Raw genomic sequence first — 24,602 nt, 5'->3', positions numbered from 1 at the left:
GCCACGCATGCATATCGGGCTTCGCATCTTCTTCGGCTTCTTCCTGATCGTCGGGCTGGCGGCTTTCCTCACGCTGCGGGTGTTCGTGCAGGAGGTCAAGCCCGGCGTGCGGCAGGCCATGGAAGACACGCTGGTCGACACCGCCCACGTGCTGGCAGTGCTGGCCGCCGACGACATGAAGAACGGACGCATTGCCAACGGCGCCTTCGCGCGCCGCCTGGCGCGGCTGCGCGAGGACAAGGTCGACGCCAATGTGTGGGGCATGCACAAGGATGCGGTGGGCTACCGCATCTACATCACGGACGAGCGCGGCATCGTGCGCTTCGATTCCGGCGAGGCCGCCGTGGGCGCGGATTACTCGCGCTGGAACGACGTCTACCGCACGCTGCGCGGCGAGTACGGCGCGCGCAGCACCCGCGCCAACCCCGACGACGACGCCAGCACAGTGATGCACGTGGCAGCCCCCATCCGCGACGGCAACAAGACCATCGGCGTGCTGACCGTGGCCAAGCCCAATGTGACCATGGCGCCGTTCATCGAGCGCAGCCAGCGCAAGATCCTGCTCAACGGCCTGCTGCTGATGGGCGGTGCGTTCGTGATCGGCCTGGCCTGCACGCTATGGCTGGTGCACGGCCTGCGCCGCCTGCAGCGCTACGCGCGTGCGGTGGCGTCGGGCGAGCGCGCCGAGATGCCGCTGCGCGGCGCCAGCGAGCTGGCCGAGCTGGGGCGCTCGGTGGAGAGCATGCGCCTGCGGCTGGAAGACAAACAGTACGTCGAGCACTATATCCATACGCTGACGCACGAGATGAAGAGCCCGCTGGCGGCCATCGGCGGCGCCGCCGAGCTGCTGCAGGAAGACATGCCGGCCGCTGACCGCAACCGCTTCGTCGCCAATATCCGGCGGCAGGCGCAGCGGCTTGAGGAAATGATCCGCAAGCTGCTGGCGCTCGCGGCGCTGGAGCAACGCCAGAGCCTGGAGACCCACGCGCCGGTCGCACTGGAGCCGCTGATCGAGCAGTTGCTGCATGAGCTGGAGCCGCGCGCCCGCCAGCGCGACCTGACGCTGCGCTTGCTGCCGCCGGGCCAGCCCGCAGCGGTGGTGAGGGGCGATCCGTTCCTGCTGCACCAGGCGCTTGGCAACCTGCTGGAGAATGCCATCGACTTTGCGCCGGCGGCCAGCACGGTCGACGTGTCCGTGGCGCACGGCAATGAGCCCGCCCACATGATCGCCGTGCGCGTCACCGATCACGGCCCAGGCGTTCCCGACTATGCGCTGCCGCGCCTGTTCGAGCGTTTCTATTCGCTGCCGCGCCCCGGCGGGCAGGACAAGAGCACCGGGCTGGGCCTGTGCTTCGTACGCGAGATCGCCACGCTGCATCACGGTGACATCAAGCTGGCCAACCGCGCCGAGGGGGGCGCGTGCGCGACGCTGACGCTGCCTGCGGCCTAGCGGCTTCACACTCAACACACAATCGCGCGAATCGCTTCACGCAGGCTTCCGCGGCGGCTCACATGGCAAGCCTAAGCTAGCGGCATCGTCACTCCCGCGCGCCTGCCGCCATGAACCGAATCCTGTTTTTCAAGTCCGCCATCACGGCGTTCCTGATCCTGCTGATCCTGATCCCGCTGCACCTCGTGGGCAACGCCGTGCAGGACCGCAAGCACTACCGCGAGGAAGCGGTGCGCAGCGTCTGGCAGAGCTACGCCGGCCCGCAAACCCTGACCGGCCCGGTGCTGGTGCTGCCGTACAAGGAGATCCTGCGCGTGACGGACAGCAGCGACCCCAAGCGGCCCAATGCCACCGTGCTGCAGGCGGAGGCTGGGCAACTGCTGGTCTTCCCCACCACGCTGCGCGTCAAGGGCGAGGTCACGCCGAGCGAGCGCTACCGCGGCATTCACAAGGTGCTGGTGTACGAGATGCAAAGCCGCTGGCAGGGCACCATCGCGCTGCCCGATCCGGCCGAGCTGCCGCGCTCGGCCGGCCACGTCGGCTTTGAGGTGGGCCAGCCGTACATCACGATCGGCATCAGCGACACGCGTGGCCTCATGGCGGCGCCTGCGTTCGAGCTGGACGGCAAGGCGCTGAAGCTGGAGCAAGGCGCACTGCTCAAGAGCCTGTCCCAAGGCCTGCACGCCGAGATCGACCTGCCGCCCGCCAAGGCCGCCAAGCCCGGCCTGGATGGCAGGTCCGCACAGGCACAGCGCGTGGTGCCGTTCTCGCTGACCTTGCCGCTGCTGGGCGCGCAGTCGCTGGCCTTCACCCCGGTAGGCGACCAGAACGATATCTCGCTCGATTCCGCCTGGCCGCATCCGAGTTTCGACGGTGACTTCCTGCCGCGCACCCGCAGCGTGACCGCGCAAGGCTTTCGCAGCAACTGGAGCGTGACCTCGTACAACACCAAGGCTCGCGGCCAGCTCGCTGGCTCGGGCGACGGCACGCTGGAAACGGTGTCGGTGACGCTGATCGATCCGGTCAACATCTACCTGCAGGCGGAGCGCGCGGTGAAGTACGGCGCCATGTTCGTGCTGCTGACCTTTGCCGGCTTCTTCATGTTCGAGCTCATCAAGCGCCTGCGCATCCACCCGATCCAGTACCTGCTGGTAGGCCTGGCGCTCGCGGTGTTCTTCCTGTTGCTGCTGAGCCTGTCCGAGCATATCTCGTTCGCGCTGGCCTACCTGGCGGCCAGCGGTGCCTGCATCGGGCTGCTGGGGTTCTACCTGTCGTTCGTGCTGCAGAGCTGGCGGCGCGGGCTGGCCTTTGCCACGCTGCTGACGGTGCTGTACGGCGCGCTCTATGGCCTGCTGCTGTCGGAGGACAACGCGCTGATGCTGGGCTCGCTGCTGATGTTCGTGATCCTGGCCGCCATCATGGTGATGACCCGGCGCATCGACTGGTACGCCGCGGGCGCCGCATGGCAGCCGCTGCGCGACAAGCCTGCCGCCCCGACCGGCGAAGAAGACGCGGCCGCGGCCTCGGCATCGGCCTGATCGAAGGAGCGACGTCATGCCAACCTACCTTCATTGCGCCCCGCCACTCGCGCTGGCGGCCGTGCTGGGACGGCGGCGGGTGCCGGCCGGCCTGCTGCTGGCCGGCGTCGCAGCGAGCATCGTGCCGGATGTCGACATGCTCAACGTCTGGTACGCCGGGGTGCGCTACAACACCTTGCTGGGCCACCGCGGCCTGACCCACTCGATCGGCTTCGCGGTAGCGCTGGGCCTGCTGGCCGCGCTGGCGGCGCGGCGCTGCGGCTGGCGGCGCGGCATCGCGTTCGTGTTCGTCGCGCTGAGCGCCGTGTCGCATCCCTTGCTGGACCTGCTGACCGACCGCGGCATCGGCACGGCGCTGTTCTATCCGTTCGCTGACCAGCGCGTGACGCTACCGTGGCGGCCACTACCACTGACCTGCGCCGGGCTGTTCGGCGCAACGCGCTTCTGGCTGGAATGCCTGTGGATCGGCTTGCCGCTGATGACGTTGGCGGCTTCCGGTGTTGCGCTGCGTCAGTGGATCGAGCGTGACAAGCCCACCCGGCAGCGTGCGCTCGCGCGCGCCTATGCGGATTGAGGCCAACATGATCACCGCTACGAAGCGCCTGCCCGATCCGTTCCAGCTGCACAGCGGCCGGCACGCCGCATCCAACCGCTTCGACCGCCTGCTCACCGCGCCCCGCCCCGGCCTGGCGCTGGCCGGCGCGCGCCGCGGACTTTGCGAGTTCCTCGCTTTCGGCGTCAAGGAGGCGCGCTCGTGCCTGTTCGCGGGACTGTTCTTCCTGGCGGTCTTCGCCGTGCCGCGCGGCGGCTGGATGGGCGTCCCCCGCTACGACCTGCTGCTGGCGGCAGCAGTCGTGATCCAGGCGGCGATGGTGTGGGCACGGCTGGAGACGCTGGACGAACTCAGGGCCATCAGCCTATTCCACGTGGTGGGTTTTGCGCTGGAGGTTTTCAAGACATCGGGCGGCATCCAGTCGTGGAGCTATCCTGACTTTGCCTACACCAAGGTGCTGGGCGTGCCGCTGTTTTCAGGCTTCATGTACGCGGCGGTGGGCAGCTACATCATCCAGGCCTGGCGCATCCTGGACGTGCGCGTGCGGCACCATCCGCCGCACTGGATGGCCGGCCTGATGGCGGCGCTGGTGTACGCGAACTTCTTCACGCACCACTATATCGGCGACTACCGCTGGTACCTGGCTTGCGGCATTGCCGGGCTGTATGCACGCAGCACGGTGCGCTTCCGCCCGCTGGACCGGGAGCGCGAGATGCCGCTGCTGCTGGCGTTCGTGCTGATCGGCCTGTTCGTCTGGATCGCGGAGAACATCAGCACGTTCTTTGCGGTGTGGCGCTACCCCAACCAGCTGGGCGCGTGGTCCGCGGTGCATGTGGGCAAATGGAGTTCGTGGTCGCTGCTGATCGTGATGACGTTCACCATCGTGGCCAACCTGAAGCACATCAAGGCCAGCATTCACGTGCCGGCGGCCTGAAGGAGAGGCGGCCCCGAGCGGGGCCGCCAGCGGCGCTTAGCCCAGCAGCACGCGCAGTTGCGCGTCCGCGTTCTCGCTGGGCAGCTTGCGAAAGCCGCTCTTGGCATAGCGATGCCACTGTCCCTGCACGGTCGCCACGATCAGCGCGGCGCGCACCGGCACATCGGCGTCGGGCGGAAACGCACCCTGGCTGATGGCGATCTTCAGGCACTGCCGCAGCGAGGCCTCGATCCGGTCCACGACCTGGTTGATGCGCTCCTGCAGGCGATCATGCTCGCCCACCAGCGCTTCGCCGGTCAGCACGCGCGTCATGCCGGGATTTTTCTCGGCAAAGGACAGCAGCATGCGCACCACGGCGTGCGCCTGGCGCAAGCCATGCTCTTCCTGGGTGGTGATCTGATTGATCAGTCCGAAGACGGTCTGCTCGATAAAGCCGATCAGGCCTTCGAACATCTGCGCCTTGCTGGCGAAATGGCGGTACAGCGCCGCCTCCGATACGCTGAGCTTGGCGGCCAGCGCCGCGGTGGTGACCTTTTCCCCGCGCGGCACTTCCAGCATCCCGGCCAGCGTCTGCAGGATCTGCACACGCCGCTCGCCAGGACGCGGGCGTTTGCGTGCCGGCGCCCCGTCCGCGCCTGTGCCCTGCCCGGCGGCGGCCGGAGCCGCACCCGATGGGTGCCCGTTACTGTGCATCATGACCCGATTCTCCGCATTCGTCGTTGGAGTTGATGCATGGATTGTACTTTTACGTCCACATAGCCGGGGCGATTTACGATCCGCGCCCGCACGCGCGGCGCCGATGGCGGCAGCGCCTGCGGCGCTGTCGTGCCAGTCGCCAGCGCGGGCGGATCCTGCGTCTCGGCCGCCACCAGCGTCACTGAATGTTCCTGCGCGGCGTGGCCGGTGTGCTGCCGGTCCTGCGCATCCAGCGTGCTGCGCAGCACGGCGTCGCCGCTGACGCCCGCCACGGCGGAGTCCGCGGGCATCGGCACGTCGTGCGGACGCGATGGCGCCAGCGTGCGCAGGTAGCCCGTCACCCAGGCCGTGCGAATGCCCGTGCCCGCGTAGCGCTTGAGGTGAGACAACGTGTCTTCCACCAGCACCGCGCGGTGCGGCGCCACCCGTTGCTGCACCAGCAACCGGCGCAACATGCGCCGGTCCGGCTTGGGCCGCAGATGGCCGTGCACCCACATGTCCTCAATCGCGACCACCCGCTCGAAACACTGCTGGATGCCAGCCACCTTCATCACCGCGCGCGCGTATTGCTCCGGTGCGTTGGTCACCAGGATCTTGCGCCCGGGCAGGCGGCGCAGGTGGCCGACCAGGCCGCGCTGCACCCGCACCATCTCCGCCAGTTCGGGGAAATCATGCGCGGCGCGCAGGAAGTCGGCCGGGTCCACGTTGTGGTGGCGGATCATGCCCAGCAGCGTCGCGCCATAGCGCTGCCAGTACTTCACCCGAACCTCGCTGGCGGTGGCCTCGTCACTGCCCAGCACGCGCGCGACATACGCCGTCATCAACTGGTTGATGGCGGGAAAGATCGCATGCGACGCGTCGTGCAGCGTGTTGTCGAGGTCGAACAGCCAGACCGTGCGGCCGGAATTGTCGCCCGCGGGGCGGCGTCGGCGCGCACCGCGCAGGTTGCGGCGCAAGGGCGGGGAAATAGAGGGCACGCGGGAAGAAAAAGAAGTGAAGCGGCAGCGCGCGGCGCGCGCTGCCGTAGATGCGTTCTAGTGCGAACGGATCATGGTGCCGAACGCTTGTTCGGTCAGGATTTCCAGCAGCAGCGAGTGTTCGATGCGGCCGTCGATGATGTGCACCGAATTCACGCCGCTCTTGGCCGCGTCCAGCGCCGACGAGATCTTGGGCAGCATGCCGCCGGAGATGGTGCCATCCGCGAACAGTTCCTCGATCTCGCGCGCCGACAGGTCGGTCAGCAGGTTGCCGGCCTTGTCCATCACGCCCGGGATGTTGGTCATCATGACCAGCTTCTCGGCCTTGAGGATCTCGGCCATCTTGCCCGCCACCACATCGGCGTTGATGTTGTAGGCCTGGCCGTCGTCGGAAAAGCCGATCGGCGAGATCACCGGGATGAAGGCGTCGTCCTGCAGGGCCTTGACCACCGCCGGATTGATGGCCTCGATATCGCCCACGAAGCCGATGTCGATGAAGGCACCGGGACTTTCGCGGTCCGGCATCTTGAGGCGCTTGGCGCGGATCAGGCCGCCGTCCTTGCCGGTCAGGCCCACGGCCTGGCCGCCATATTGGTTGATCAGCATGACGATGTCCTGCTGCACTTCGCCACCAAGCACCCATTCGACCACTTCCATGGTCTCTTCATCGGTGACGCGCATGCCCTGGATAAACGTGCCGACCTTGCCGACCTTCTTCAGGGCTTCGTCGATCTGCGGGCCACCGCCGTGAACCACGACCGGGTTCATGCCAACCAGCTTGAGCAGGATCACGTCACGCGCGAAGCCGTGCTTGAGCTTTTCCTCGGTCATGGCGTTTCCGCCGTACTTGACCACAATGGTCTTGCCGTGGAACTTGCGGATATAGGGCAGCGCCTCGGCAAGGATTTCGGCCTTGAGGGCTGGGGCAATTGCGGCCACCGCGGTAGCGGCAGGCCCAGGGGTGTCGGCGTTCATGGCAAGGGACATCCGTGAGATTCAACAGGTATCATGGCAATTCTGACCGGCGGTGAGCCATGGGTTAAGGGGCTTTTTACCCCGCATAGGCCACCTCCGGCCGCGGCAGGCGCCGATTTTACAAGAAACCGCGGCGCACGCGTGCAGACGGTGGTGCAGCGGGGGTTCAAAACCGGTGCATGCGTACTGCGGCGCACCATGGCGTTCTATCCACGCAACAGTTGTCCAACGGTTGTCCAACAGTCGCATCGCCACCGAATAGCGGCAACACAATGAGCCTGCACCCCGACGATCTTAGCGCCCTGCGCCCCCATTTGCTGCGATTTGCCCGCCTGCAACTACGCGACCAGGCACTGGCCGAGGATACCGTCTCCGACACCCTGGTAGCCGCGCTGGAACACCCGGAGCGCTTCAGCGGCCAGTCCGCGCTGAAGACCTACCTCATCGGCATCCTCAAGCACAAGATCATCGATACGCTGCGCAGCGGCCGGCGCGAAGTACGCCTGACGCTCGGCGGCGGCGACGAAGACGGCGAGGCGCAATCGGATATCGATGCCTTCGACGCCCTGTTCGCCAAGAACGGCCACTACCATACGCCACCTTCCGACTGGGGCAACCCGGACCGCGCACTGGAGCGCCGCGAGTTCTTCGAGATCCTCCAGCTGTGCGTGGACAAGCTGCCCGCCAAGATCGGCCGGATTTTCATGATGCGGGAATGGCTAGAGCTGGAAACCGAAGAAATCTGTCAGGAACTCGAGATCACGACGACTAATGCCTGGGTCATGCTGTACCGAGCCCGCATGCGCCTGCGCGAGTGCCTGGAACTGAACTGGTTTGGGCAGAAGGCGTGAGCGCCTGGCGCTCGCCCGAGCTTGTAAGCAGGCCGGGGCAGCCAGGCAAGCTGCCCCGGCCCGAAACCGCCTGTCCGACCGAAGGAAGCCATGCCTGATACGCCCTCCCGCCGCCGGCTGTTGCCAAACTGCCGCGAGATCCACCACCTGACCATGGAAAGCATGGACCGGCCGCTGAGCTGGTTCGAGCGCGTGCGCATGCGCGGGCACATGGCCATTTGCGACGCGTGCACGAACTTTTCGGGCCAGATGCGGCTGATGCGCTCCGCCATGTCCCGGCTGGGCCAGGAAGACGAACTGCCCGGGGACAAGCCGTGAGCGATCCGGCCACGGTGCTGACAGGGCAGTTGCGCCCCATCGAGCATTGCAGCGCCTGCGGCGCCGGCTTTGTCTGCGGCTATGCCGCCGGCCTGCCCCACTGCTGGTGCGCCACCCAGCCGCTGCTGGCCGCCCGCCAGATCGTGCCGGGCCAGCACTGCCTGTGCCCCGCCTGCCTGGCGCGCCGCCGCGAGGATGCCGGCCAGGCACAAGCCAAAGGCTGATCAGTTCGCCGCCTGCGCTGGCGTTGCGCCAGCCGCGCCCGCCGCGGTGAACTGCATCACCACCACCCCCAGCACCACCAGCGCAGCGCCGGCCAGGCGCCCCGGTGTCACGGCGCGCGCCGCGAAGCCCGCCAGGCCAAACTGGTCCAGCAGCAGCGCGCCCACCATCTGCCCCGCCACCACCGCCGCGATAAAGCCGCCGGCGCCCAGGCGCGGGGACAGCACCAGCGCCACGGTAATGTAGAACACGCCCGCCACGCCGCCGACCCACATCCAGGCCGGCCCGCCCGCCGCCAGCGAGGGCAGCGGGACCTTCAGCAGCCACAGCAGCGGCAGCACCACCGCCAGGCTGACCAGCAGCGAAACCAAGGTGGCCCACAACGGATGGCCCAGGCTGCGCCCGAGCGTGGCATTGGCGCCGCCCTGGAAGGGAATCAGCACCCCGGAAACGACGGTCACCAGGACAGGAACGAGGCCGGCAAGCGCCGGCGAAAAGTGATTAGTACCATGCATATCGGCATCTCCTTCGCCAAGAATCGGATGCCTCAGTGTGAAATATTGCGCCGCGAATTTCCAATTCTCGTTTCATAGCGTTAATATGCGCCGGATGAATGATCTCCGCGGTATCGACCTGAACCTGCTGGTGGTGCTGGAAGCCCTGCTGGCCGAACGACATATTTCGCGCGCCGCGCTGCGCCTGCACCTCAGCCAGCCTGCGGTGAGCCACGCGCTGGGCCGCCTGCGCCAGTTGCTGGACGACCCGCTGCTGGTGCGCGGCCAGGGCGGCCTGGTGCCGAGCGCGCGCGCCCACGAACTGGCGGGCCCGCTGGCCGAGGCGCTGGCGCAGGTGCGCATCCTGCTGGGGCCGTCCGGCTTCCAGCCCGCCACGGCGCGCCGCAGCTTCCGCCTGGCCATGTCCGACTACGGCGCCATGGCGCTGCTGCCCGGCCTGCTGCGCGCGGTGCGCAAGATCGCCCCGGGCATCGACCTGGTGGTCAGCCAGGCCAGCCGCGAAGCCATGACAGCCAAGGTCGCGGACGGCGAGATCGACCTGGCGCTGGGCGTGTTCGGGCAGCCCCCGGAAGGCGTGCACTGCACGGAGCTGTTCGAGGAAACCTATGCCTGCATGGTGGATGCGGCCACGGTGCGTGGCCTGGGCAAGCTCGACCAGGTGGCATACCTGGCCCGCTCGCATGTGCTGGTGGCGGCCCACAGCGAGCGCGTGGATGCCATCGACGCCGCCGTGGCCAAGGTGGGCGGGCGGCGCAAGATTGCCTGCGTGCTGCCCCACTGGAGCGTGGCGCCAGCGCTGATTGCCGGCACCAACCTGGTCCTGACCACGGCGCGCCGCAGCCTGGCCGCGTTCGAGGAGGACCCGCGCTTCGCGGTGTTCGATCCGCCCTTTCCCCTGCCGGGCTTTGGCTTCAGCCTGATCTGGCACGACCGTACCGACGCCGATCCCGGCCATAGCTGGCTGCGCGACCGCGTGATCGCGGTGGCCGCCGGCGACGAGCCGGACGACGCGATCAGCCTGCGCAGCTAGGCAGCCCGGCAAGCTGCCTGTACAGCTTCAGTGCTTCAGTGCTTCAGTGCTTGTGGTCACCGTGCGCGCCGGAGGCCGGCGCCGTTGCGGTGAGGTCGCGCACTTCGGCGTCGACCTTCTGCTCGATCACCTTGCCGCCCTGCTCGATCTTGAGCGTCAGCGGCACGGTGTCACCCTTCTTCAGCGGCGCCTTGAGGCCCATCAGCATCACGTGATAGCCGCCCGGCTTGAGCTCGACGTCCTGCATGCGGGGCAGGTCGAGCGCGCCGATGGCGCGCATGCGCATCACGTTGCCGTCCATCTTCATCTCATGCACTTCGGCCGTGGCGGCCGCCGGCGTGCTGACGCCGATCAGCTTGGCGGGCTCGTGCGCATGCAGGGTCATGAAGACACCGGTGGCGGTCTGCGCCGGCACGGTGCCGCGCGCCCAGGCGTTGCTGACATCGACCTGGGCAAATGCTGCGCTCGAGCACAGCGCGGCGAGCAGGGCGGTGGGCACCGCGGCGAGGAATCTGGCTTGCATCTGGACTATCTCCACTGAGATTCAAAGGACTGCACAAAGAGAACATTAGACCATGACGTCCCTGGCGACGTGAGCCAGGCGGCGCAAATCGAGGAACCGGCCGGTTGGCTACCCGGCAGCGAACCGTTCAGTCTGGCAGCGGCCCCGGCGCCGACCAATGCGGCACGGTGTCGCACGCGGCAGGCCGGGCGCCGGTCGTTGTTAAACTCGCGGCATGGATACCATCGCAGCCGTGCCGCCAGACACGGCCCCCTCCCGCCCCGGCTCCGCCACGAGCATCATCCCGGTCCGCCACAACCTGATGAGCCTGCGCCGGCTGTTCTGGCTGCGCTGGGCGCTGATGGGCGGGCAAGCGGTGCTGCTGGTTTCGTGCGAGGCCGTGGCCGGCGTGATCCTGCCGTACAGTCCCCTGCTGGCGATCCTTTCCCTGCAGGCGGTGTTCAACCTGCTCACCGGCCTGCGCCTGCGCATGCACACCAGCCGCGGCGGCATGCCGAGCGACGCCGAGCTGATGGGCCAGCTGATGGTCGACCTGACGGCGCTGTCGGCCAACCTGTTCTTCACCGGCGGCGCGACCAACCCCTTTGTCTCGTTCTACCTGCCAGGCCTGGCGATCGCCGCCGCCATCCTGCCGTGGCGCAACGTGATCGCGCTCGCCGCCTACGCGATGGCCTGCTACAGCCTGATGCTGATCGAGTATGTGCCGCTGAACCTGCACAACCCGGACAACGCCATCAACTATCACCTGGCCGGCATGTGGCTCAACTTTGTCGCCAGCGCAACCATGATCGCGGTCTTCGTGGCGCGCCTGTCCGGCGTGCTGCGCCAGCGCGACGCGGAGCTCAACCTGGCGCGCGAACAGTTGCTGCGCGATGCGCGCATCGAAGCGCTGAACGACCAGGCCGCGGCCGTCGCCCACGAGATCGGCACGCCGCTGGCCACGCTGGCGGTCATCGCCGGCGAGCTGCGCGCCGATGCGGCGGACCCGCGCCTGGCCACCACGCAAGTGTGCGCCTACCTGCCGGACCTGCAGACCATGGAACAACAGCTCGAGCTGTGCAAATCGATCCTGGCCCGCCTGCGCGACGACCACGAGACCGCGGCGCCACAGCGCATCGATGCGTGGCTGGACGGCTATGTGGAGCGCTGGCAATTGCGCCACCCCCATGCCCGGCTGGAAGCCAATGCCATTGGCGAAGCCGCGGCCCTGCCGGTGGAGGCCGCGCGCGTGGGGCAGATCCTGACGATCCTGCTGGACAACGCCGCGCGCAGCCAGCTGGCCGCGGGGCACGAGCAGATTCCGCTGCGCCTGGCCATCGCGCTGGAGGACAACCGCGCGCTGCCGACGCTGATCTTCCGCGTCACCGACCGCGGCCTGGGCATCCCGAAATCCCAGCGCGCGCGCCTGGGCGAAGCACCGATGACCAGCATGCATGGCGGCCAGGGCATTGGCGTGTACCTGGCGCAAAGCGCGGCCCAGCAGATGGGCGGCCGGCTGGCCTGGCATGACCACCACGAGGGCGGCACCGTGGCCGAGCTGCGCCTGCCCGCGCCCTCCCTGGCAGCCTTACCGGCCGCCTCACCGTTTGCCTCAACCCTGACAACGAGCCCGCGATGACCGACGCACTACACGATCCCGCCGCCGATGGCGCACAGCCCGGCGCCAGCGATGCCGCTCCTTTCCTGGTCGTCGACGACGATGCCGTGTTCGCGGGCGCCCTGGCACGCGCGCTGACGCGCCGCGGCTACGCCGTGCAGATCGCCCATAACCGCCAGCAGGCGCTGGCGCTGGCAGCACAAACGCCGTTTGACTACATCACGCTGGACCTGCACTTGAGCGCGCCGCCGGAAGCCGGCAGCACCGCGCCAGCCGAGTCTGGCCTGCAACTGGTCGCGCCGCTGCGCGCGGCGTTGCCCGATGCGCGCATCCTGGTGCTGACAGGCTATGCGAGCATTGCCACCGCGGTGGCCGCGGTCAAGCATGGTGCCGATGAGTACCTGGCCAAGCCGGCCAATGTGGATTCGATCCTGACGGCGCTGATGGCCGGGGTATCGGAAGACGCAGCCGAAGCCGCCATGGAAGAGCCGGTGCCGCTATCGGTGGCCCGGCTGGAGTGGGAGCACATCCAGCGCGTCCTGTCCGAACACGAGGGCAACATCTCGGCCACCGCGCGCGCGCTCAATATGCATCGGCGCACGCTGCAGCGCAAACTGGGCAAGCGGCCGGTATCGCGCTAGGCATCCGCCGCGAATCCGCAAGCTCAGAGGCGCAACTGCACGTAGTCCCAGTCCAGCTCCTCTTCCCGCCCGGGGGCTTGCTCGGCAATGCGCAGCGCATCGCTGGCATGGCGGTCGGCACGCGAGCCGAGATCGCCGGCCTGCACGGCCAGTTCCACCGCGGCTTGCAGCGTGGTGCCGGCCAGGACGGCGGGCTTCGCCACCACCGGCGCGCTCGCCTGGCGATGCACGGGCGCGGCCTCCGGGCGCACGCAGAGAAAGACAGTTGCCGCGGCAAGGCCGCACAGTACGCCGAACGAGGACAGTAGCTCGCGTTTCATTTCGTTTCTCCTGCCAGGTTGGTGGTTGGGGATGCGGGCGCTAACCGGCCGGCTACGATCCTTCGATCGTGCCGGCCGCCACTTTGGCATTGCATCGCAACACGCACCAGCGTGCTTACGAATGCTTACCTGTCTTACGCTTCTCTTTGCTTCTCTTTGCTTCTCTTTGCTTCTCTTTGCTTCTCTTTACCAGCGTGTCTTACCCGGGTCTCTTACCAGCGAGAATCACGCTCCCACGCCTTCAATTCCTCCTCCACGCGCTCCTTGGTGTAGCCATAGCGCTCCTGGATCCGGCCGGCAAGCTGGTCGCGCTTGCCCTGGATCTGGGTAAGGTCGTCGTCGGTGAGCTGGCCCCACTTTTCCTTGACCTTACCCTTGGCCTGGTCCCACTTGCCTGCGATCTGATCCCAATTCATGGTCGTTTCCTCTGTCGTGGATGGGTGACGTGCCGACCTGGCGTGCTGGCTCAACCTGCTGAGCCAGCATGCAGGCCAGTTACTTGGCGTACTTGGTCTTCACGTCAGCCATGCACTTGTCCTTGGCGTCGCCGGACAGTGCATCGCACTTTTGCTTGTCAGCCTTGTAGGCGGCGTCCATGGTGTCCTTCTTGGCGTCGGCGCGTGCTTCGGCGACGTCGGTGCTGGTGCCGGTGGCGGCAGCCTTCTCGACCTTGGCCGAACCCAGGGCCCGCTCGTGGGCAACCTTGGCTTCCTTCACGCACACATCCTTGTCATTGCCCTTAGCGTCGTCGCATTTTTCCTTGGCCACGCTGTAGTCGGCATCGGCCTTGACCTTGTCCGCCTTGGCGCGCGCCTTGGCCGTGCCATCGCGGGTCGCTTCGGCGTTAGCCTTGGCCACGTCCTCGTCGCGCTTGGCTTCCTTCACGCACACGTCCTTGGCGTTGTCCTTGAGGCTGTCGCACTGGGCGCGCGCGGCCTTGTAGTTGGCGCTGGCGGTCTTCACGGCCGCGTCGTAGTCCGCTTTGGAACCCGCGGGTGCGGCATGCGCCAGCGTGAAGGCGGCAGGACCGGCAAACATCATCGAACACACTGCTGCGCTCAGCCATTTCTTCATCATGTCGTGCTCCTTTTTCAGTGGCGGATATTGTGGAGGGCGGTCTCGCTCCTGGCCTATGCCGGGTGCGATCCGCGTTTGTCCACACCGTATGTACAGAGTACGCATGGGCGGCGCCTACAATCAGGCGTGACGCTCCGAAAGCCGCGTAAGACAATTCCGACATGATTTCCGGGGCACACAATGCCTGCGGCCCTGCGCCGCAGGCCCGTGGGCGTCCTTCGGCGCTAGACTGACGCGCATCCCAGGAGAATCCACATGACCGCATCCCGCCTGCTGCCCGCATTGACCATCGCGCTGGCCTCGCTTGGCGCAAGCTGGACGCCCGCCGCGTTCGCGCACATCGTGTTCGAGCAAAAGGCCGCGACGGCAGGCAGCTACTTCAAAGGCGCGCTGATGGTGGGCCATGGCTGCAACGGCAGCGCCACCCGCGCCATCACCGTGACCATCCCGGAAGGCGTGCAAGGCGCCCATCCGCAGCCCAAGGCAGGCTGGCAACTGGAAGTGAAACGCGCGCCGCTGGCCAAGCCCTACACCTCGCACGGCAAGACCGTGAGCGAAGACGTGCGCACGCTGCGCTGGTTCGCCGGCTCGCTGGCCGACGCGCATTTCGATGAGTTCGTGATGCTGATGAAGCTGCCCGAGCAGGCCGGCAAGCTGTATTTCCCGGTGGTGCAGGAATGCGAGGACGGGCGCACCGAATGGACGCAGATCCCCGCGGATGGCCAGAGCCTGCGCGAGCTGAAGACGCCGGCGGCAGAGCTGGAGCTGACCGCGCCAATGCCGGCGGGGCATGCGCACGCGCACTGAGCGGGCGTATTGCAAAACGACAAAGGGCGCACCGAAGTGCGCCCTTTGTCGTTGGATGCCGCTGAACCGGGCTAAGGCTTACAGCACGTAGCGCGACAGGTCTTCGTTGCCGGCCAGGTCGCCCAGGCGCTCATCCACATAGGCCGCGTCGATGGTGACCGTCTCGCCCGATGACTTGGTGGCATGGAAGGACAGGTCCTCCAGCAGCCGCTCCATCACCGTGTACAAGCGGCGCGCGCCGATGTTCTCGACCTTCTCGTTGACCGAGAAAGCGATCTCTGCCAGGCGGCGGATGCCATCCTGCGCGAACACCAGTTGCACCTGCTCGGTGTTCAGCAGCGCCTGGTATTGCTTGGTCAGGCTAGCGTCGGTCTGCGTCAGGATGGCCTCGAAGTCGGAGACCGACAGCGATTCCAGCTCGACGCGGATCGGGAAGCGGCCTTGCAGCTCGGGGATCAGGTCGCTCGGCTTGGACAGGTGAAAGGCGCCCGAGGCAATGAACAGGATGTGATCGGTCTTGATCATGCCGTACTTGGTATTCACCGTGGTGCCCTCGACCAGCGGCAGCAGGTCGCGCTGCACGCCCTGGCGCGACACTTCCGCGCCGCCCACGTCGCTGCGGCTGGCGATCTTGTCGATCTCGTCCAGGAACACGATGCCGTTCTGCTCGACGTTGGCGACAGCCTTGTGCTTGACCTCTTCGTCATTGAGCAGCTTGGCGGCTTCTTCGTCGATCAGCAGCTTGAAGGCTTCGTGCACCTTCATCTTGCGGCGTGCCTTCTTGCCCTGGCCCAGGCCGGCAAACATGGTGCGGATCTGCTCGGTCATGTCTTCCATGCCCGGGGGACCCATGATGTCCATGTTCGGCGAGCCGGCGGCGACCTCAAGCTCGATCTCCTTGTCGTCGAGCTGGCCTTCGCGCAGCTTCTTGCGGAACACCTGGCGCGTATTGGAATCCTTTTCCTCGGGCTGATTGAAGCCGATATCGCGCGGCGGCGGCAGCAGCACGTCGAGCAGGCGGTCCTCGGCGGCTTCCTCGGCCTTGGCGCGCACCTTCTTCATTTCAGATTCGCGCGCCTGCTTGACCGCCATCTCCGCGAGGTCGCGCACGATGGTGTCCACGTCGCGGCCGACATAGCCCACCTCGGTGAACTTGGTAGCCTCGATCTTGATGAACGGCGCATCGGCCAGCTTGGCCAGGCGACGCGCGATCTCGGTCTTGCCGACGCCGGTCGGCCCGATCATCAGGATGTTCTTGGGCGTGATTTCCTGGCGCAGGGGTTCTTCCACCTGCTGGCGGCGCCAGCGATTGCGCAGCGCAACCGCTACCGCCTTCTTGGCCTTGTTCTGGCCGATGATGTGCTTGTCGAGTTCGGAAACAATTTCCGACGGGGTCATGGTATGCGACATGGTATCCGTTCAGAGGAAGACGACGGACCGGAGCGGTGCTGCATCCGGGCCCAGGCGGCCGCGCGTCAGGTCATTGCGCGGCCGGCCGACGCTCATTCCAGCGTCTCGATGACGAAATTGGTGTTGGTGTAGATGCAGAGCTCGCCGGCAATGCCCAGCGACTTCTCGACGATGTCCTTGGGCGAAAGCTCGGTGTTCTCCACCAGCGCCTTGGCGGCCGACTGGGCATAAGCGCCACCCGAGCCGATCGCGGCCACGCCGCCTTCGGGGTCGAGCACGTCGCCGTTGCCGGTGATCACCAGCGTGGTGTCGCGGTCGGCGGTGATCAGCATGGCCTCGAGCCGGCGCAGCGCGCGGTCCGAGCGCCAGTCCTTGGCGAGGTCGACGGCGGCGCGGGTCAGGTTGCCCTGGTACTTCTCCAGCTTGGCCTCGAAGCGGTCGAGCAGCGAGAAGGCATCGGCGGTGCTGCCGGCGAAGCCAACCAGTACCTTGCCGTTGTAGATGCGGCGGACCTTGCGGGCAGTGCCCTTCATCACAATATTGCCGAGTGTGACCTGGCCGTCACCGCCAACTGCAACCTGGTTGCCGCGTCGGACGCTGACGATGGTAGTGCCGTGATACTGTTCCATGATGGCTTCGCGAGAATATGTCAGGGACGTAGGTGGCGACGGCCGCGATGAATTCAAGGGCCGCCGCAAGCGGCTCTACGTGCGCATCCGTTGCCGCACCGACGGCAACCAGAACAATATAGACGAGGCGGCCACCGCAAGCGCGGGGACGCGGCAAGCCAGGGGGATGAAAAACAAAAAGGCCACGCATCGCGCGTGGCCTCAGACTGCTGGCAAAGGTGGATCTGCGCAGGTGGTCTCCCCTCTCCCGCGTGCGGGAGAGGGGCTGGGGGAGAGGGAGTAGCCACCGTCGTCACTTCAGTCGGCGTTGGCGCATCCGGTCAGTCTGCGTAGACGCCGGCCTTCTTGATCACCGGGGTCCACTTGCCGATTTCCCCAGCCAGGAAGACCTTCAGCGATTCCGGCGTGGCGCGCTGCGCGGGCACGGCTTCGGCGCCCAGCTCAGCCATCTTGGCGCGGAAGGTAGGGTCCGTCACAGCCTTTTGCAGCGCTGCCGAGAGCTTGTCCACCACCGGCTTGGGCGTGCCCTTGGGCGCGTACATGGCGTGCCAGATCTTCACTTCGACGCCCGGCAGGCCTTGCTCGGCGGCCGTCGGAATGTCCTTGAAGGCTTCCACGCGGCGGCTCTGCATGGCGGCGTACGGCTTGAGCGCGCCCGCCTTGAGCTGGCCGGCGATATTGGTGGTCTGGTCGCACATCAGGTTGACCTGGCCGCCCAGGATATCGGTCAGCGCCGGCGCCGTGCCCTTGTAGGGCACCGTGGTCAGGTCGGTCTGGATCGCGCTCAGGAAGAGCAGGCCGCACAGGTGCGAGGCCGAGCCGATGCCCGCATTGGCCAGCGACAGCTTGCTGGCATTGGCTTTGATATAGGGCAGCAGATCCTTGAAGTTGGAGGGCGGCAGGTTCTTGTTGCCGACCATCACCATCGGCACGTCGGCGATCTCGCCCACGGTTTCGAAGTCCTTGAGCGGATCGAAGCCGAGGTTGCGGTACAGCGCCGGCGCGGTGGACATGCCGATATGGTGGACCAGGATGGTGTAGCCATCGCCCTTGGCTTGCGCAACCTTCTTGGCGCCGATGGTGCCGCCTGCGCCGCCCAGGTTCTCGATCACCATCGTTGTACCCAGGTGCTTGGACATGATCATGACCAGCTCGCGCGAGACCTTGTCGGTAGGGCCGCCCGCGGCAAAAGGCACCACCACCGATACCGGCTTGCTGCCGGGGAATTCCTCTGCTTGCGCGCCCGCATGCACTCCCATCACGCCGACCGTCAGCGCGGCAGCCACAAACTGTGCAACTCGTTTCATGCTATCTCCTGGATACCCTTCTATTCCCGTCCCGACACTGCCCCGGCCGGAGTGGCGCGCCCTGTCGGACACTGCCATTCCTGCGCTGCCAGCCCGATCCGGGCGGCAGCGCCGACCATGACGCGGGCACAGCGCATATGGCCGCGGCGGCTTGGGCCGCGCGACCGGAGCGCAATGCTATCAATGTCGAAAAGTGGCAAATATCCGGAATAACCCGCTAAGACATTTCTTCGCAAAGGCCCGCCAAATGTATCGAACTCGTCGCAGCTTGCGGGAATCGGTGCTCAACAGGAGAACCCAAAGAGACCAACGGAAGCTCAGCAGAAGATCAACGGAAGATCAACGGAAGAAGCCGAGCATTTCCTCCTGCAGCACCCCGGGCGCCTCCTCCGGGATGTAATGCCCGCAGGGCACCGCGCGGCCGCTGACCTCGCTCGCCACCTCCTGCCACAGCGACAATGGCTCGAAACAACGCGCCACCACGCCATGCTCGCCCCACAGCACGCGCAGCGGGCAATCCAGCCGGCGGCCATCGGCGCGGTCCGCCCGGTCATGGTCCAGGTCGATGGTGGCTGCCGCGCGGTAGTCCTCGCACATGGCGTGCACGTGGGCCGGATCGCGCATCGCAGCGGTGTAGGCGGCCATCGCCTCGGGCGCGAAGGGGCTCAATCCGGCGTGGCGCAGGCCCATCAGCTTGTTGAGGTAGAACTCGGGCTCGGCGTTGATCAGCGTTTCCGGGAACGGCGCCGGCTGGATCAGGAAGAACCAGTGCCAGTAGGCGGTGGCAAATGCCATGCTGGTGCGCTCGTACATGGCCAGCGTGGGAGCGATGTCCAACAGCATGGCGCGCGTGACCCGGCCTGGATGGTCCGCGATGAGCCGGTGCGCCACGCGCGCGCCGCGGTCATGGGCGCACAGTGCGAAGCGGTCGAAACCCAGCTGCGCCATCACCGCCACCTGGTCCTGCGCCATCGCGCGCTTGCTGTAGGTCTCGAAGCCGGCCTTGCCCGGCGGCGCGCTGCTGCCCCCATAGCCGCGCAGGTCGGTAGCGATCACGGTGAAGTGGTCGGCCAGCGCGGGTGCCACCTTGTGCCAGATCAGGTGGCTCTGGGGATGACCATGCAGCAGCAACAGCGGCGGCCCGGAGCCGCCGCGCACGCCGGCGATCTCCAGCTCGCCGATATGCAGGCGAAAGGGCTCGAAGTTGGGGAACAGCAGGGCGCTGGCGTCGTTCTGCATATAGTGTCTCCTCGGGTCTCGGGGGCCTGCTGGCGATAATAGACGCAAACCGCTGGCGCGACGGAGCGCGGGCCGGGGATGGGCGCCAGGGCGCCGAGTCGACGCAACTGAATTGCATCACCCGGGGCGCTATGGTTAAATCGGTCCATGAGCAGCAGCCCCTCCCCCACCCAGGCCATGCCTGGATCCGCCATGCCCCCCGCGCCGGCCATCCTGGACGCCGCCCACGAACGCCTGCGCGAGCTGAGCGCCCGTGTGACCCAGCCGCGCCTTGGCATCCTGGCCTGCCTGATGGAAAGCCATGAGCCGCTGACCCACCAGGCCGTGATCGACCGCATGCCGGCCGATGGCGAAGCGATCGACCGCGTGACCGTGTACCGCGTGCTCGACTGGCTGGTCGAGCAAGGGCTGGCCCAGAAACGGGCCGGCCACGACCGGGTCTTCCGCTTCAGCCTGGTCGAGCATGAGGCTGCCCGCGCGCAGGTGCACCGGCAGCACAGCCACTTCCATTGCAACCGCTGCGACCGCACCTTCTGCCTGGACGGCGTCAGCGCGCCGGCGCAAGCCGCGCCCAAGGTGCCGAGCGGCTTTGCCGTGGAGCACGTGGAGCTGACCGTAAATGGCGTTTGCGCCGAATGCGGCGCACGCACCCCTGGCAAGCATGGCTGAGCGGCGTCATCGCCCGCTCGCCAGATGAACGAACAAGTTACCCAAACCCGACTTACCCCGCGCACGACAGGCCAAAGCGGCATCCCTTCCCGGAGAAAACAATGTCCAAACTGATCCCGGTCACGATCCTGACCGGCTTCCTCGGCAGCGGCAAGACCACCCTGCTCAAGCGCATCCTGAGCGAGCAGCACGGCATGAAGATCGCCGTGATCGAAAACGAGTTCGGCGAAGAGAACATCGACAACGAGATCCTGGTGCAGGATGGCCGCGAGCAGATCGTGCAGATGAGCAACGGCTGCATCTGCTGCACCATCCGCGGCGACCTGGTGGCAGCGCTGTCCCAGCTGATGACCCGCCGCGACGCCGGCGAGATCGATTTCGACCGCGTCGTGATCGAAACCACGGGCGTGGCCAATCCGGGCCCGGTGGCCCAGACCTTCTTCATGGACGACGAGATCGCCCAGCGCTACCTGCTGGACGCCGTGATCACCCTGGTGGACGCCAAGCACGCCAACCAGCAGCTCGACAAGCAGGAAGAAGCGCAGCGCCAGGTTGGCTTTGCCGACGCCATCTTCATCACCAAGGCCGACCTGGTGCCGGAAGGCGAGATCGCCGACCTGCGCCACCGCCTGCTGCACATGAACCCGCGCGCGCCCGTGCGCACAGCGCATTTCGGCGAAGCGCCGATCGACACAATCTTTGACCTTCGGGGCTTCAACCTGAACGAAAAGCTGGAAATCGACCCGGATTTCCTGCGTGCCGAGGCCGAAGAGCACGATCACGACCATGCGCACGAGCACGCTCATGGCGACCACTGCGCCGATGACTGCGGCCATGACCATCATGACCACCACGATCACGGCCATGATCACAAGCACGACCACCACCATCACCACCACCACACCGACCGCATCGGCTCGTTTGTCTTCCGCAGCGAAAAACCCTTCAATTACGCCAAGCTGGAGGAATTCCTGTCTGGCATCCTGTCGGTCTACGGAGAAAGCCTGCTGCGCTACAAAGGCGTACTCTATATGGATGCGGTGGACCGGAAAGTGGTTTTCCAGGGCGTGCATCAGCTGATGGGCAGCGATATCGGCGCAAAATGGGGCGATGAAACCCCCGGTACCAAGATGGTCTTCATTGGCGTGGACCTCCCCAAGGACGCCATCCTGAAGGGACTGGCCACCTGCCTGGCTTGAAGCCGGCGGCCAGCGCCGCCCGCCCTGCCGCCCCCCCTCGTCGGAGGGGGGCCGGGATATCAGGGAAAACTCCCCGCTTTTCTCCCATATCTCCAAATTTTTTGTTCAAGTACAATAGGCTGGATTTAGTGCGGGTAACGTAGCCTTTTGTCTTTTGGCAACAGGCGATTGGCGACGGTGCCCGCAATGCAGGGCGGCGGTCGTCGTCAGCATGAGGCGGGCTGCCGGCAGGTGCGGTCGCAGTGCTTTATGCGGAGACCGCCCTCCGCTTGGGGCACCCGTCACGCGCCGTCATCGATCGACGCGAGAGAGAGGTGTCCCATGGTAGCCGCAACGAAAACGAAACAAAGCCGCAGCAAAAGCAGCAGCGCTGCGGCCGAGACGCTGAAGGCGCAGTCCATGGAGGCTGCGCCTGCTCCCCGCGGCAGTACGGCGCACGCCGGTGCGGGCGAGGCCAAGGGAGGCACGCACAGCAGCCAGTCTGCAGCCAGCCAGAGCGAAACCTCCGCGCCGCGCAAGCGGCCGGACACTGCACCCGAGCGGACCAAGACGCCGCCGGTCGCACCAACAAGAGAATCAGCAGCAACCATGAGCAGCAATAAACTTCTGACTGAAGCTGAAATCCTGAAGATGGGCGACAAGGATTACATGAACGAAGCGCAGCTCGGCTTCTTCAAACATCGCCTTGAGCAGCTGCGCGACGATATCCTGAAGAACGCCGACCAGACCACCGAGCACCTGCGCGAAACGGTCATCGTGCCGGATCCGGCGGACCGTGCCACCATCGAGGAAGAGCACGCGCTGGAACTGCGCACGCGCGACCGCGAGCGCAAGCTGCTCAAGAAGGTCGAGCAATCGCTGGCCCGCATCGAGTCCGGCGACTACGGCTGGTGCGAGGAAACCGGCGAGCCGATCGGCGTGCCGCGCCTGCTGGCCCGGCCCACCGCCACGCTGTCGCTGGAAGCCCAGCAACGCCGCGAACTGCGCCAGAAGCTGTTCGGCGACTGATTCCGCGACTGCCCGGGGCTTGCCGCCCCGCGCGCCAGACGGCCCGGTTCTCCGGGCCGTTTTGTTTGAGCGGCACGACACCGCCAGGCATCGCCGCCATTCATCTTTCGCCTTTGTGGTGTCACAGGCACGGGCCTATCATTAGGAACGCCGGGATTCGTGCGGCCATCGCGCCCTCCGAATTGCCTGCTTTCCCCCCTGCTTTCTGATACAGTCGCAACTTTGTTGCAATAACGCGCGCCCCAACCCCGGCGCGACTCGATGCCATGGCCGATCGCCTGCCCGTCACCGTGCTGTCCGGATTCCTCGGTGCCGGCAAGACAACCCTGCTTAATCATGTTCTGGCCAACCGCGAAGGCAAGCGGGTGGCCGTGATCGTCAACGACCTGGCCGACGTCAACATCGACGCCCGCCTGCTTGGCGATGGCATGCTGGCGCAGGCTGGCGAGCGCCTGATCGAGCTGACCAATGGCTGCATCTGCTGCACGCTGCGCGAGGACCTGCTGACCGAGATCGGCAAGCTGGCGCGCGAGGGCCGCTTCGATTACCTGCTGGTCGAGTCGACCGGGGTCGCCGAGCCGCTGCCCATCGCGGAGACCTTCACCTTCGAGGATGAGCAAGGCGTGGCGCTGGACACCGTCGCCCGCCTGGACACCATGGTGACGGTAGTCGATGCCGCGCATTTCCTGCAAGACTTCAACGAAGCCGACTTCCTCCAGGACCGTGGCCAGGCGCGCGACGAGGACGACGACCGCACGGTGGTCGACCTGCTGATCGAGCAGGTCGAGTTCTGCGATGTGATCGTGCTCAACAAGCTCGACCTCGTCAGCGAGGCCGAACGCGAACGCCTCGCCGGCATCCTGCATTCGCTCAACCCGCGCGCGGCCATCGTGCCGGCCAGCTTCGGCAAGGTACCGCTGGAGAGCATCCTCGACACCGGCCGCTTTGACTTCGACGCTGCCGCCGCTGCCCCGGGCTGGCTGGCGGAACTGCGCGGCGAACACGTGCCGGAGAGCGAGGCCTACGGCATCGGCAGCTTCGTCTACCGCCGCCGCCGCCCCTTCCATCCGCAGCGCTTCGCCGACCTGATCCACACCGAGTGGCTGCGCGAGCATGGCAACGTGCTGCGCTCCAAGGGCTTCTTCTGGCTGGCCACGCGCATGCATGCGGCCGGCACCTGGGGCCAGGCAGGCGGCGTATGCCGCCACGGTGGCGCCGGCGCCTGGTGGGCCGCGCTGGATTCGTCCGAATGGCCGGAAGACGAAGCAGGCCGCGCCGAGCTCGAAGCCGATATGACGGTGGATGGCAAACCCGCGCCCTTTGGCGACCGGCGCCAGGAGCTGGTGCTGATCGGCCAGGACCTTGACCGCCCCGCACTCGAAGCGCTGCTGGACGCCTGCCTGCTGACCGATGCGGAAATGGCAGCCGGCCCGGATGCCTGGGCGCAGTACGCCGACCCGTTCCCGAGCTGGGACGACGGCCTGGACGATGACGGCCACGAGCATGGCGACGACTGTGGTTGCGATGACCACGGCCACGATCACGGCGGGCATGGCCACTGACGCCGTTCGGCCCTGGCAGCGCCTGCAGCGCCGGCGCCAGCGCGGCCTCGGCCTGTGGCCTGCGCTCTGGCTGGCGCTGTGCCTGCTGCTGGCCCAGCATGCCGGGCTGACACACCGTATTCATCACGGCGGGCTGCTCAGCCTGCCGCTGCAAGCTGCCGCCAGCCACGGCGCGGCTGCCCTGCCTGTCACCGCCGCCGCCGCCGACGACGACGACGACGACGAAATCCAGGTCACCGATAGCGCCCGGGCCAATCCCGACCTGCCGTTCTCGCTCAAGCTGGCGGGGCACTTCTGCGTCTTGTTCGACGGCGCCACAGTGGCCGCCAGCCATTGCGGCACGCCGGTCGTGCCGGCGCTCACGCACCTGCAATCGCCGGTGCCGTTCAGCGTGGGCTGGCGCCGGCCCGACCTGCAACATCCCCAGCCTTTCCGCTCGCGCGCCCCTCCGGCCGTTCACGCTCTCGCCTGAACCCCGGGCCGCGGTTGCCAAGCCGCCGCCCGCCGCCTGTCGCATCGCGCCGCGCTCCTGAACCTTGCTGCCCGCCGCCGTCC

28 protein-coding genes are annotated in these 24,602 nt (G+C 66.8%); 16 read left to right on the top strand and 12 right to left on the bottom strand.

The genetic code is table 11. The features are described from left to right. The first annotated feature begins 7 nt into the window (after positions 1 to 7). The 4 genes from creC (at position 8) to A9975_RS08320 (ending at position 4,475) form a co-directional block, all read left to right on the top strand. Complete coding sequence (creC, locus tag A9975_RS08335; protein WP_183032182.1) at positions 8 to 1,450, top strand: two-component system sensor histidine kinase CreC; 1,443 nt, start codon at positions 8 to 10, stop codon at positions 1,448 to 1,450. Between the two features lie 110 nt (positions 1,451 to 1,560). After that, positions 1,561 to 2,988 (top strand): cell envelope integrity protein CreD, encoded by a 1,428-nt coding sequence (gene creD, locus A9975_RS08330; protein ID WP_183032181.1) that lies wholly within the window; start codon positions 1,561 to 1,563, stop codon positions 2,986 to 2,988. A 16-nt stretch (positions 2,989 to 3,004) separates the two neighbouring features. Next, positions 3,005 to 3,562 carry a metal-dependent hydrolase gene (locus A9975_RS08325; protein WP_183032180.1) on the top strand — a complete coding sequence of 186 codons (558 nt, stop codon included), beginning with the start codon at positions 3,005 to 3,007 and terminating at the stop codon, positions 3,560 to 3,562. Between the two features lie 7 nt (positions 3,563 to 3,569). Beyond that, complete coding sequence (locus A9975_RS08320) at positions 3,570 to 4,475, top strand: DUF817 domain-containing protein (protein WP_255503111.1); 906 nt, start codon at positions 3,570 to 3,572, stop codon at positions 4,473 to 4,475. A 36-nt stretch (positions 4,476 to 4,511) separates the two neighbouring features. On the opposite strand, the gene slmA is transcribed toward A9975_RS08320, so the two are convergent. Genes slmA through argB form a run of 3 tightly spaced genes read right to left on the bottom strand, consistent with a single transcriptional unit; the run spans position 4,512 to position 7,135 of the window. Further along, a complete protein-coding gene (gene slmA / locus A9975_RS08315; RefSeq protein WP_183032179.1) occupies positions 4,512 to 5,171 on the bottom strand; it encodes a nucleoid occlusion factor SlmA in 660 nt (219 codons plus the stop codon). After that, complete coding sequence (locus A9975_RS08310; RefSeq protein WP_183032178.1) at positions 5,168 to 6,148, bottom strand: pyrimidine 5'-nucleotidase; 981 nt, start codon at positions 6,146 to 6,148, stop codon at positions 5,168 to 5,170. Before A9975_RS08310 ends, slmA begins: the two co-directional genes overlap by 4 nt. A gap of 57 nt (positions 6,149 to 6,205) precedes the next feature. Further along, positions 6,206 to 7,135: an acetylglutamate kinase gene (argB, locus tag A9975_RS08305; RefSeq protein WP_006162725.1), complete on the bottom strand. Its 930-nt coding sequence runs from the start codon at positions 7,133 to 7,135 to the stop codon at positions 6,206 to 6,208. A gap of 260 nt (positions 7,136 to 7,395) precedes the next feature. Between argB and A9975_RS08300 the strand changes: the two genes are divergently transcribed. The 3 genes from A9975_RS08300 (at position 7,396) to A9975_RS08290 (ending at position 8,516) form a co-directional block, all read left to right on the top strand. After that, the gene (locus tag A9975_RS08300) at positions 7,396 to 7,974 is read left to right on the top strand and encodes a sigma-70 family RNA polymerase sigma factor (RefSeq protein ID WP_183032177.1); all 579 of its coding nucleotides are present in this window, start codon (positions 7,396 to 7,398) and stop codon (positions 7,972 to 7,974) included. Positions 7,975 to 8,064: 90 nt separating this feature from the next. After that, positions 8,065 to 8,292 carry a zf-HC2 domain-containing protein gene (locus A9975_RS08295; protein ID WP_174426052.1) on the top strand — a complete coding sequence of 76 codons (228 nt, stop codon included), beginning with the start codon at positions 8,065 to 8,067 and terminating at the stop codon, positions 8,290 to 8,292. After that, on the top strand, positions 8,289 to 8,516 hold the full coding sequence (locus A9975_RS08290; RefSeq protein ID WP_183032176.1) for a cysteine-rich CWC family protein: 228 nt from the start codon (positions 8,289 to 8,291) through the stop codon (positions 8,514 to 8,516). Before A9975_RS08295 ends, A9975_RS08290 begins: the two co-directional genes overlap by 4 nt. Here A9975_RS08290 and A9975_RS08285 read toward each other — a convergent pair whose 3' ends face one another. Continuing rightward, complete coding sequence (locus tag A9975_RS08285; RefSeq protein ID WP_183032175.1) at positions 8,517 to 9,029, bottom strand: DMT family transporter; 513 nt, start codon at positions 9,027 to 9,029, stop codon at positions 8,517 to 8,519. A gap of 94 nt (positions 9,030 to 9,123) precedes the next feature. Here A9975_RS08285 and A9975_RS08280 point away from each other — a divergent pair, with 94 nt between their 5' ends. Continuing rightward, positions 9,124 to 10,059, top strand: a complete 936-nt coding sequence (locus A9975_RS08280) for a LysR family transcriptional regulator (RefSeq protein ID WP_174426049.1) — start codon at positions 9,124 to 9,126, stop codon at positions 10,057 to 10,059. Between the two features lie 43 nt (positions 10,060 to 10,102). Here A9975_RS08280 and A9975_RS08275 read toward each other — a convergent pair whose 3' ends face one another. Further along, the gene (locus tag A9975_RS08275) at positions 10,103 to 10,582 is read right to left on the bottom strand and encodes a copper chaperone PCu(A)C (protein ID WP_183032174.1); all 480 of its coding nucleotides are present in this window, start codon (positions 10,580 to 10,582) and stop codon (positions 10,103 to 10,105) included. Positions 10,583 to 10,796: 214 nt separating this feature from the next. On the opposite strand from A9975_RS08275, the gene A9975_RS08270 reads away from it, so the two are divergent. Both A9975_RS08270 and A9975_RS08265 read left to right on the top strand, forming a co-directional pair. Continuing rightward, a complete protein-coding gene (locus A9975_RS08270; RefSeq protein ID WP_183032173.1) occupies positions 10,797 to 12,200 on the top strand; it encodes an ATP-binding protein in 1,404 nt (467 codons plus the stop codon). After that, a complete protein-coding gene (locus A9975_RS08265) occupies positions 12,197 to 12,820 on the top strand; it encodes a response regulator transcription factor (RefSeq protein ID WP_253930220.1) in 624 nt (207 codons plus the stop codon). The genes A9975_RS08270 and A9975_RS08265 overlap by 4 nt, the downstream gene beginning before the upstream one ends. A 23-nt stretch (positions 12,821 to 12,843) precedes the next feature. Here A9975_RS08265 and A9975_RS08260 read toward each other — a convergent pair whose 3' ends face one another. The 3 genes from A9975_RS08260 to A9975_RS08250 form a co-directional block, all read right to left on the bottom strand. After that, entirely contained in the window at positions 12,844 to 13,140 is a 297-nt protein-coding gene (locus A9975_RS08260; protein ID WP_183032172.1) for a hypothetical protein, read from the bottom strand. A gap of 212 nt (positions 13,141 to 13,352) precedes the next feature. Then, a complete protein-coding gene (locus tag A9975_RS08255; protein WP_183032171.1) occupies positions 13,353 to 13,556 on the bottom strand; it encodes a CsbD family protein in 204 nt (67 codons plus the stop codon). 79 nt (positions 13,557 to 13,635) lie between these two features. Then, positions 13,636 to 14,217, bottom strand: a complete 582-nt coding sequence (locus tag A9975_RS08250) for a hypothetical protein (protein ID WP_183032170.1) — start codon at positions 14,215 to 14,217, stop codon at positions 13,636 to 13,638. 255 nt (positions 14,218 to 14,472) lie between these two features. Between A9975_RS08250 and A9975_RS08245 the strand changes: the two genes are divergently transcribed. Then, complete coding sequence (locus tag A9975_RS08245; RefSeq protein WP_220810660.1) at positions 14,473 to 15,024, top strand: YcnI family protein; 552 nt, start codon at positions 14,473 to 14,475, stop codon at positions 15,022 to 15,024. Between the two features lie 78 nt (positions 15,025 to 15,102). Here A9975_RS08245 and hslU read toward each other — a convergent pair whose 3' ends face one another. From hslU to A9975_RS08225, 4 genes are all read right to left on the bottom strand, one after another. Beyond that, the gene (gene hslU / locus A9975_RS08240) at positions 15,103 to 16,434 is read right to left on the bottom strand and encodes an ATP-dependent protease ATPase subunit HslU (RefSeq protein WP_183032169.1); all 1,332 of its coding nucleotides are present in this window, start codon (positions 16,432 to 16,434) and stop codon (positions 15,103 to 15,105) included. 92 nt (positions 16,435 to 16,526) lie between these two features. Further along, on the bottom strand, positions 16,527 to 17,063 hold the full coding sequence (gene hslV / locus A9975_RS08235; protein ID WP_006162714.1) for an ATP-dependent protease subunit HslV: 537 nt from the start codon (positions 17,061 to 17,063) through the stop codon (positions 16,527 to 16,529). Between the two features lie 320 nt (positions 17,064 to 17,383). Continuing rightward, entirely contained in the window at positions 17,384 to 18,370 is a 987-nt protein-coding gene (locus A9975_RS08230; protein WP_183032168.1) for a tripartite tricarboxylate transporter substrate-binding protein, read from the bottom strand. A gap of 339 nt (positions 18,371 to 18,709) precedes the next feature. Then, the gene (locus tag A9975_RS08225; protein WP_183032167.1) at positions 18,710 to 19,609 is read right to left on the bottom strand and encodes an alpha/beta fold hydrolase; all 900 of its coding nucleotides are present in this window, start codon (positions 19,607 to 19,609) and stop codon (positions 18,710 to 18,712) included. Between the two features lie 147 nt (positions 19,610 to 19,756). Here A9975_RS08225 and A9975_RS08220 point away from each other — a divergent pair, with 147 nt between their 5' ends. The 5 genes from A9975_RS08220 to A9975_RS08200 all read left to right on the top strand — a co-directional run bounded on the left by A9975_RS08220 (position 19,757) and on the right by A9975_RS08200 (position 24,519). Next, on the top strand, positions 19,757 to 20,278 hold the full coding sequence (locus tag A9975_RS08220) for a Fur family transcriptional regulator (protein WP_183032166.1): 522 nt from the start codon (positions 19,757 to 19,759) through the stop codon (positions 20,276 to 20,278). Between the two features lie 101 nt (positions 20,279 to 20,379). Next, positions 20,380 to 21,477: a GTP-binding protein gene (locus A9975_RS08215; protein WP_183032165.1), complete on the top strand. Its 1,098-nt coding sequence runs from the start codon at positions 20,380 to 20,382 to the stop codon at positions 21,475 to 21,477. Between the two features lie 588 nt (positions 21,478 to 22,065). Then, the gene (gene dksA / locus A9975_RS08210; RefSeq protein ID WP_006164034.1) at positions 22,066 to 22,485 is read left to right on the top strand and encodes an RNA polymerase-binding protein DksA; all 420 of its coding nucleotides are present in this window, start codon (positions 22,066 to 22,068) and stop codon (positions 22,483 to 22,485) included. 266 nt (positions 22,486 to 22,751) lie between these two features. After that, entirely contained in the window at positions 22,752 to 24,047 is a 1,296-nt protein-coding gene (zigA, locus tag A9975_RS08205) for a zinc metallochaperone GTPase ZigA (RefSeq protein WP_183032164.1), read from the top strand. Next, positions 24,037 to 24,519, top strand: coding sequence for a hypothetical protein (locus A9975_RS08200; protein ID WP_255503109.1), 483 nt, complete (start codon positions 24,037 to 24,039; stop codon positions 24,517 to 24,519). Before zigA ends, A9975_RS08200 begins: the two co-directional genes overlap by 11 nt. Positions 24,520 to 24,602 lie beyond the last annotated feature (83 nt).

Source organism: Cupriavidus sp. UME77 (genome assembly GCF_014170355.1).
GTDB lineage: Bacteria > Pseudomonadota > Gammaproteobacteria > Burkholderiales > Burkholderiaceae > Cupriavidus > Cupriavidus basilensis.
The sequence above is the reverse complement of the archived record's forward strand: the minus strand, read 5'-3'. Positions and strand labels throughout refer to the sequence as shown.

Excerpts from the sequence above, each read along its gene's own strand:
- A9975_RS08225 (WP_183032167.1), bottom strand. The coding sequence starts at position 19,609 with ATGCAGAACGACGCCAGCGCCCTGCTGTTCCCCAACTTCGAGCCCTTT.
- A9975_RS08295 (WP_174426052.1), top strand. The coding sequence starts at position 8,065 with ATGCCTGATACGCCCTCCCGCCGCCGGCTGTTGCCAAACTGCCGCGAG.
- hslU (WP_183032169.1), bottom strand. The coding sequence starts at position 16,434 with ATGTCGCATACCATGACCCCGTCGGAAATTGTTTCCGAACTCGACAAG.
- creD (WP_183032181.1), top strand. The coding sequence starts at position 1,561 with ATGAACCGAATCCTGTTTTTCAAGTCCGCCATCACGGCGTTCCTGATC.
- A9975_RS08280 (WP_174426049.1), top strand. The coding sequence starts at position 9,124 with ATGAATGATCTCCGCGGTATCGACCTGAACCTGCTGGTGGTGCTGGAA.
- A9975_RS08230 (WP_183032168.1), bottom strand. The coding sequence starts at position 18,370 with ATGAAACGAGTTGCACAGTTTGTGGCTGCCGCGCTGACGGTCGGCGTG.
- A9975_RS08270 (WP_183032173.1), top strand. The coding sequence starts at position 10,797 with ATGGATACCATCGCAGCCGTGCCGCCAGACACGGCCCCCTCCCGCCCC.
- A9975_RS08285 (WP_183032175.1), bottom strand. The coding sequence starts at position 9,029 with ATGCATGGTACTAATCACTTTTCGCCGGCGCTTGCCGGCCTCGTTCCT.
- A9975_RS08245 (WP_220810660.1), top strand. The coding sequence starts at position 14,473 with ATGACCGCATCCCGCCTGCTGCCCGCATTGACCATCGCGCTGGCCTCG.
- dksA (WP_006164034.1), top strand. The coding sequence starts at position 22,066 with ATGAGCAGCAATAAACTTCTGACTGAAGCTGAAATCCTGAAGATGGGC.
- A9975_RS08300 (WP_183032177.1), top strand. The coding sequence starts at position 7,396 with ATGAGCCTGCACCCCGACGATCTTAGCGCCCTGCGCCCCCATTTGCTG.
- slmA (WP_183032179.1), bottom strand. The coding sequence starts at position 5,171 with ATGATGCACAGTAACGGGCACCCATCGGGTGCGGCTCCGGCCGCCGCC.
- A9975_RS08265 (WP_253930220.1), top strand. The coding sequence starts at position 12,197 with ATGACCGACGCACTACACGATCCCGCCGCCGATGGCGCACAGCCCGGC.
- argB (WP_006162725.1), bottom strand. The coding sequence starts at position 7,135 with ATGTCCCTTGCCATGAACGCCGACACCCCTGGGCCTGCCGCTACCGCG.
- A9975_RS08250 (WP_183032170.1), bottom strand. The coding sequence starts at position 14,217 with ATGATGAAGAAATGGCTGAGCGCAGCAGTGTGTTCGATGATGTTTGCC.
- A9975_RS08325 (WP_183032180.1), top strand. The coding sequence starts at position 3,005 with ATGCCAACCTACCTTCATTGCGCCCCGCCACTCGCGCTGGCGGCCGTG.
- A9975_RS08215 (WP_183032165.1), top strand. The coding sequence starts at position 20,380 with ATGTCCAAACTGATCCCGGTCACGATCCTGACCGGCTTCCTCGGCAGC.
- A9975_RS08255 (WP_183032171.1), bottom strand. The coding sequence starts at position 13,556 with ATGAATTGGGATCAGATCGCAGGCAAGTGGGACCAGGCCAAGGGTAAG.
- A9975_RS08260 (WP_183032172.1), bottom strand. The coding sequence starts at position 13,140 with ATGAAACGCGAGCTACTGTCCTCGTTCGGCGTACTGTGCGGCCTTGCC.
- A9975_RS08275 (WP_183032174.1), bottom strand. The coding sequence starts at position 10,582 with ATGCAAGCCAGATTCCTCGCCGCGGTGCCCACCGCCCTGCTCGCCGCG.
- creC (WP_183032182.1), top strand. The coding sequence starts at position 8 with ATGCATATCGGGCTTCGCATCTTCTTCGGCTTCTTCCTGATCGTCGGG.
- A9975_RS08220 (WP_183032166.1), top strand. The coding sequence starts at position 19,757 with ATGAGCAGCAGCCCCTCCCCCACCCAGGCCATGCCTGGATCCGCCATG.
- hslV (WP_006162714.1), bottom strand. The coding sequence starts at position 17,063 with ATGGAACAGTATCACGGCACTACCATCGTCAGCGTCCGACGCGGCAAC.
- zigA (WP_183032164.1), top strand. The coding sequence starts at position 22,752 with ATGGCCGATCGCCTGCCCGTCACCGTGCTGTCCGGATTCCTCGGTGCC.
- A9975_RS08320 (WP_255503111.1), top strand. The coding sequence starts at position 3,570 with ATGATCACCGCTACGAAGCGCCTGCCCGATCCGTTCCAGCTGCACAGC.
- A9975_RS08200 (WP_255503109.1), top strand. The coding sequence starts at position 24,037 with ATGGCCACTGACGCCGTTCGGCCCTGGCAGCGCCTGCAGCGCCGGCGC.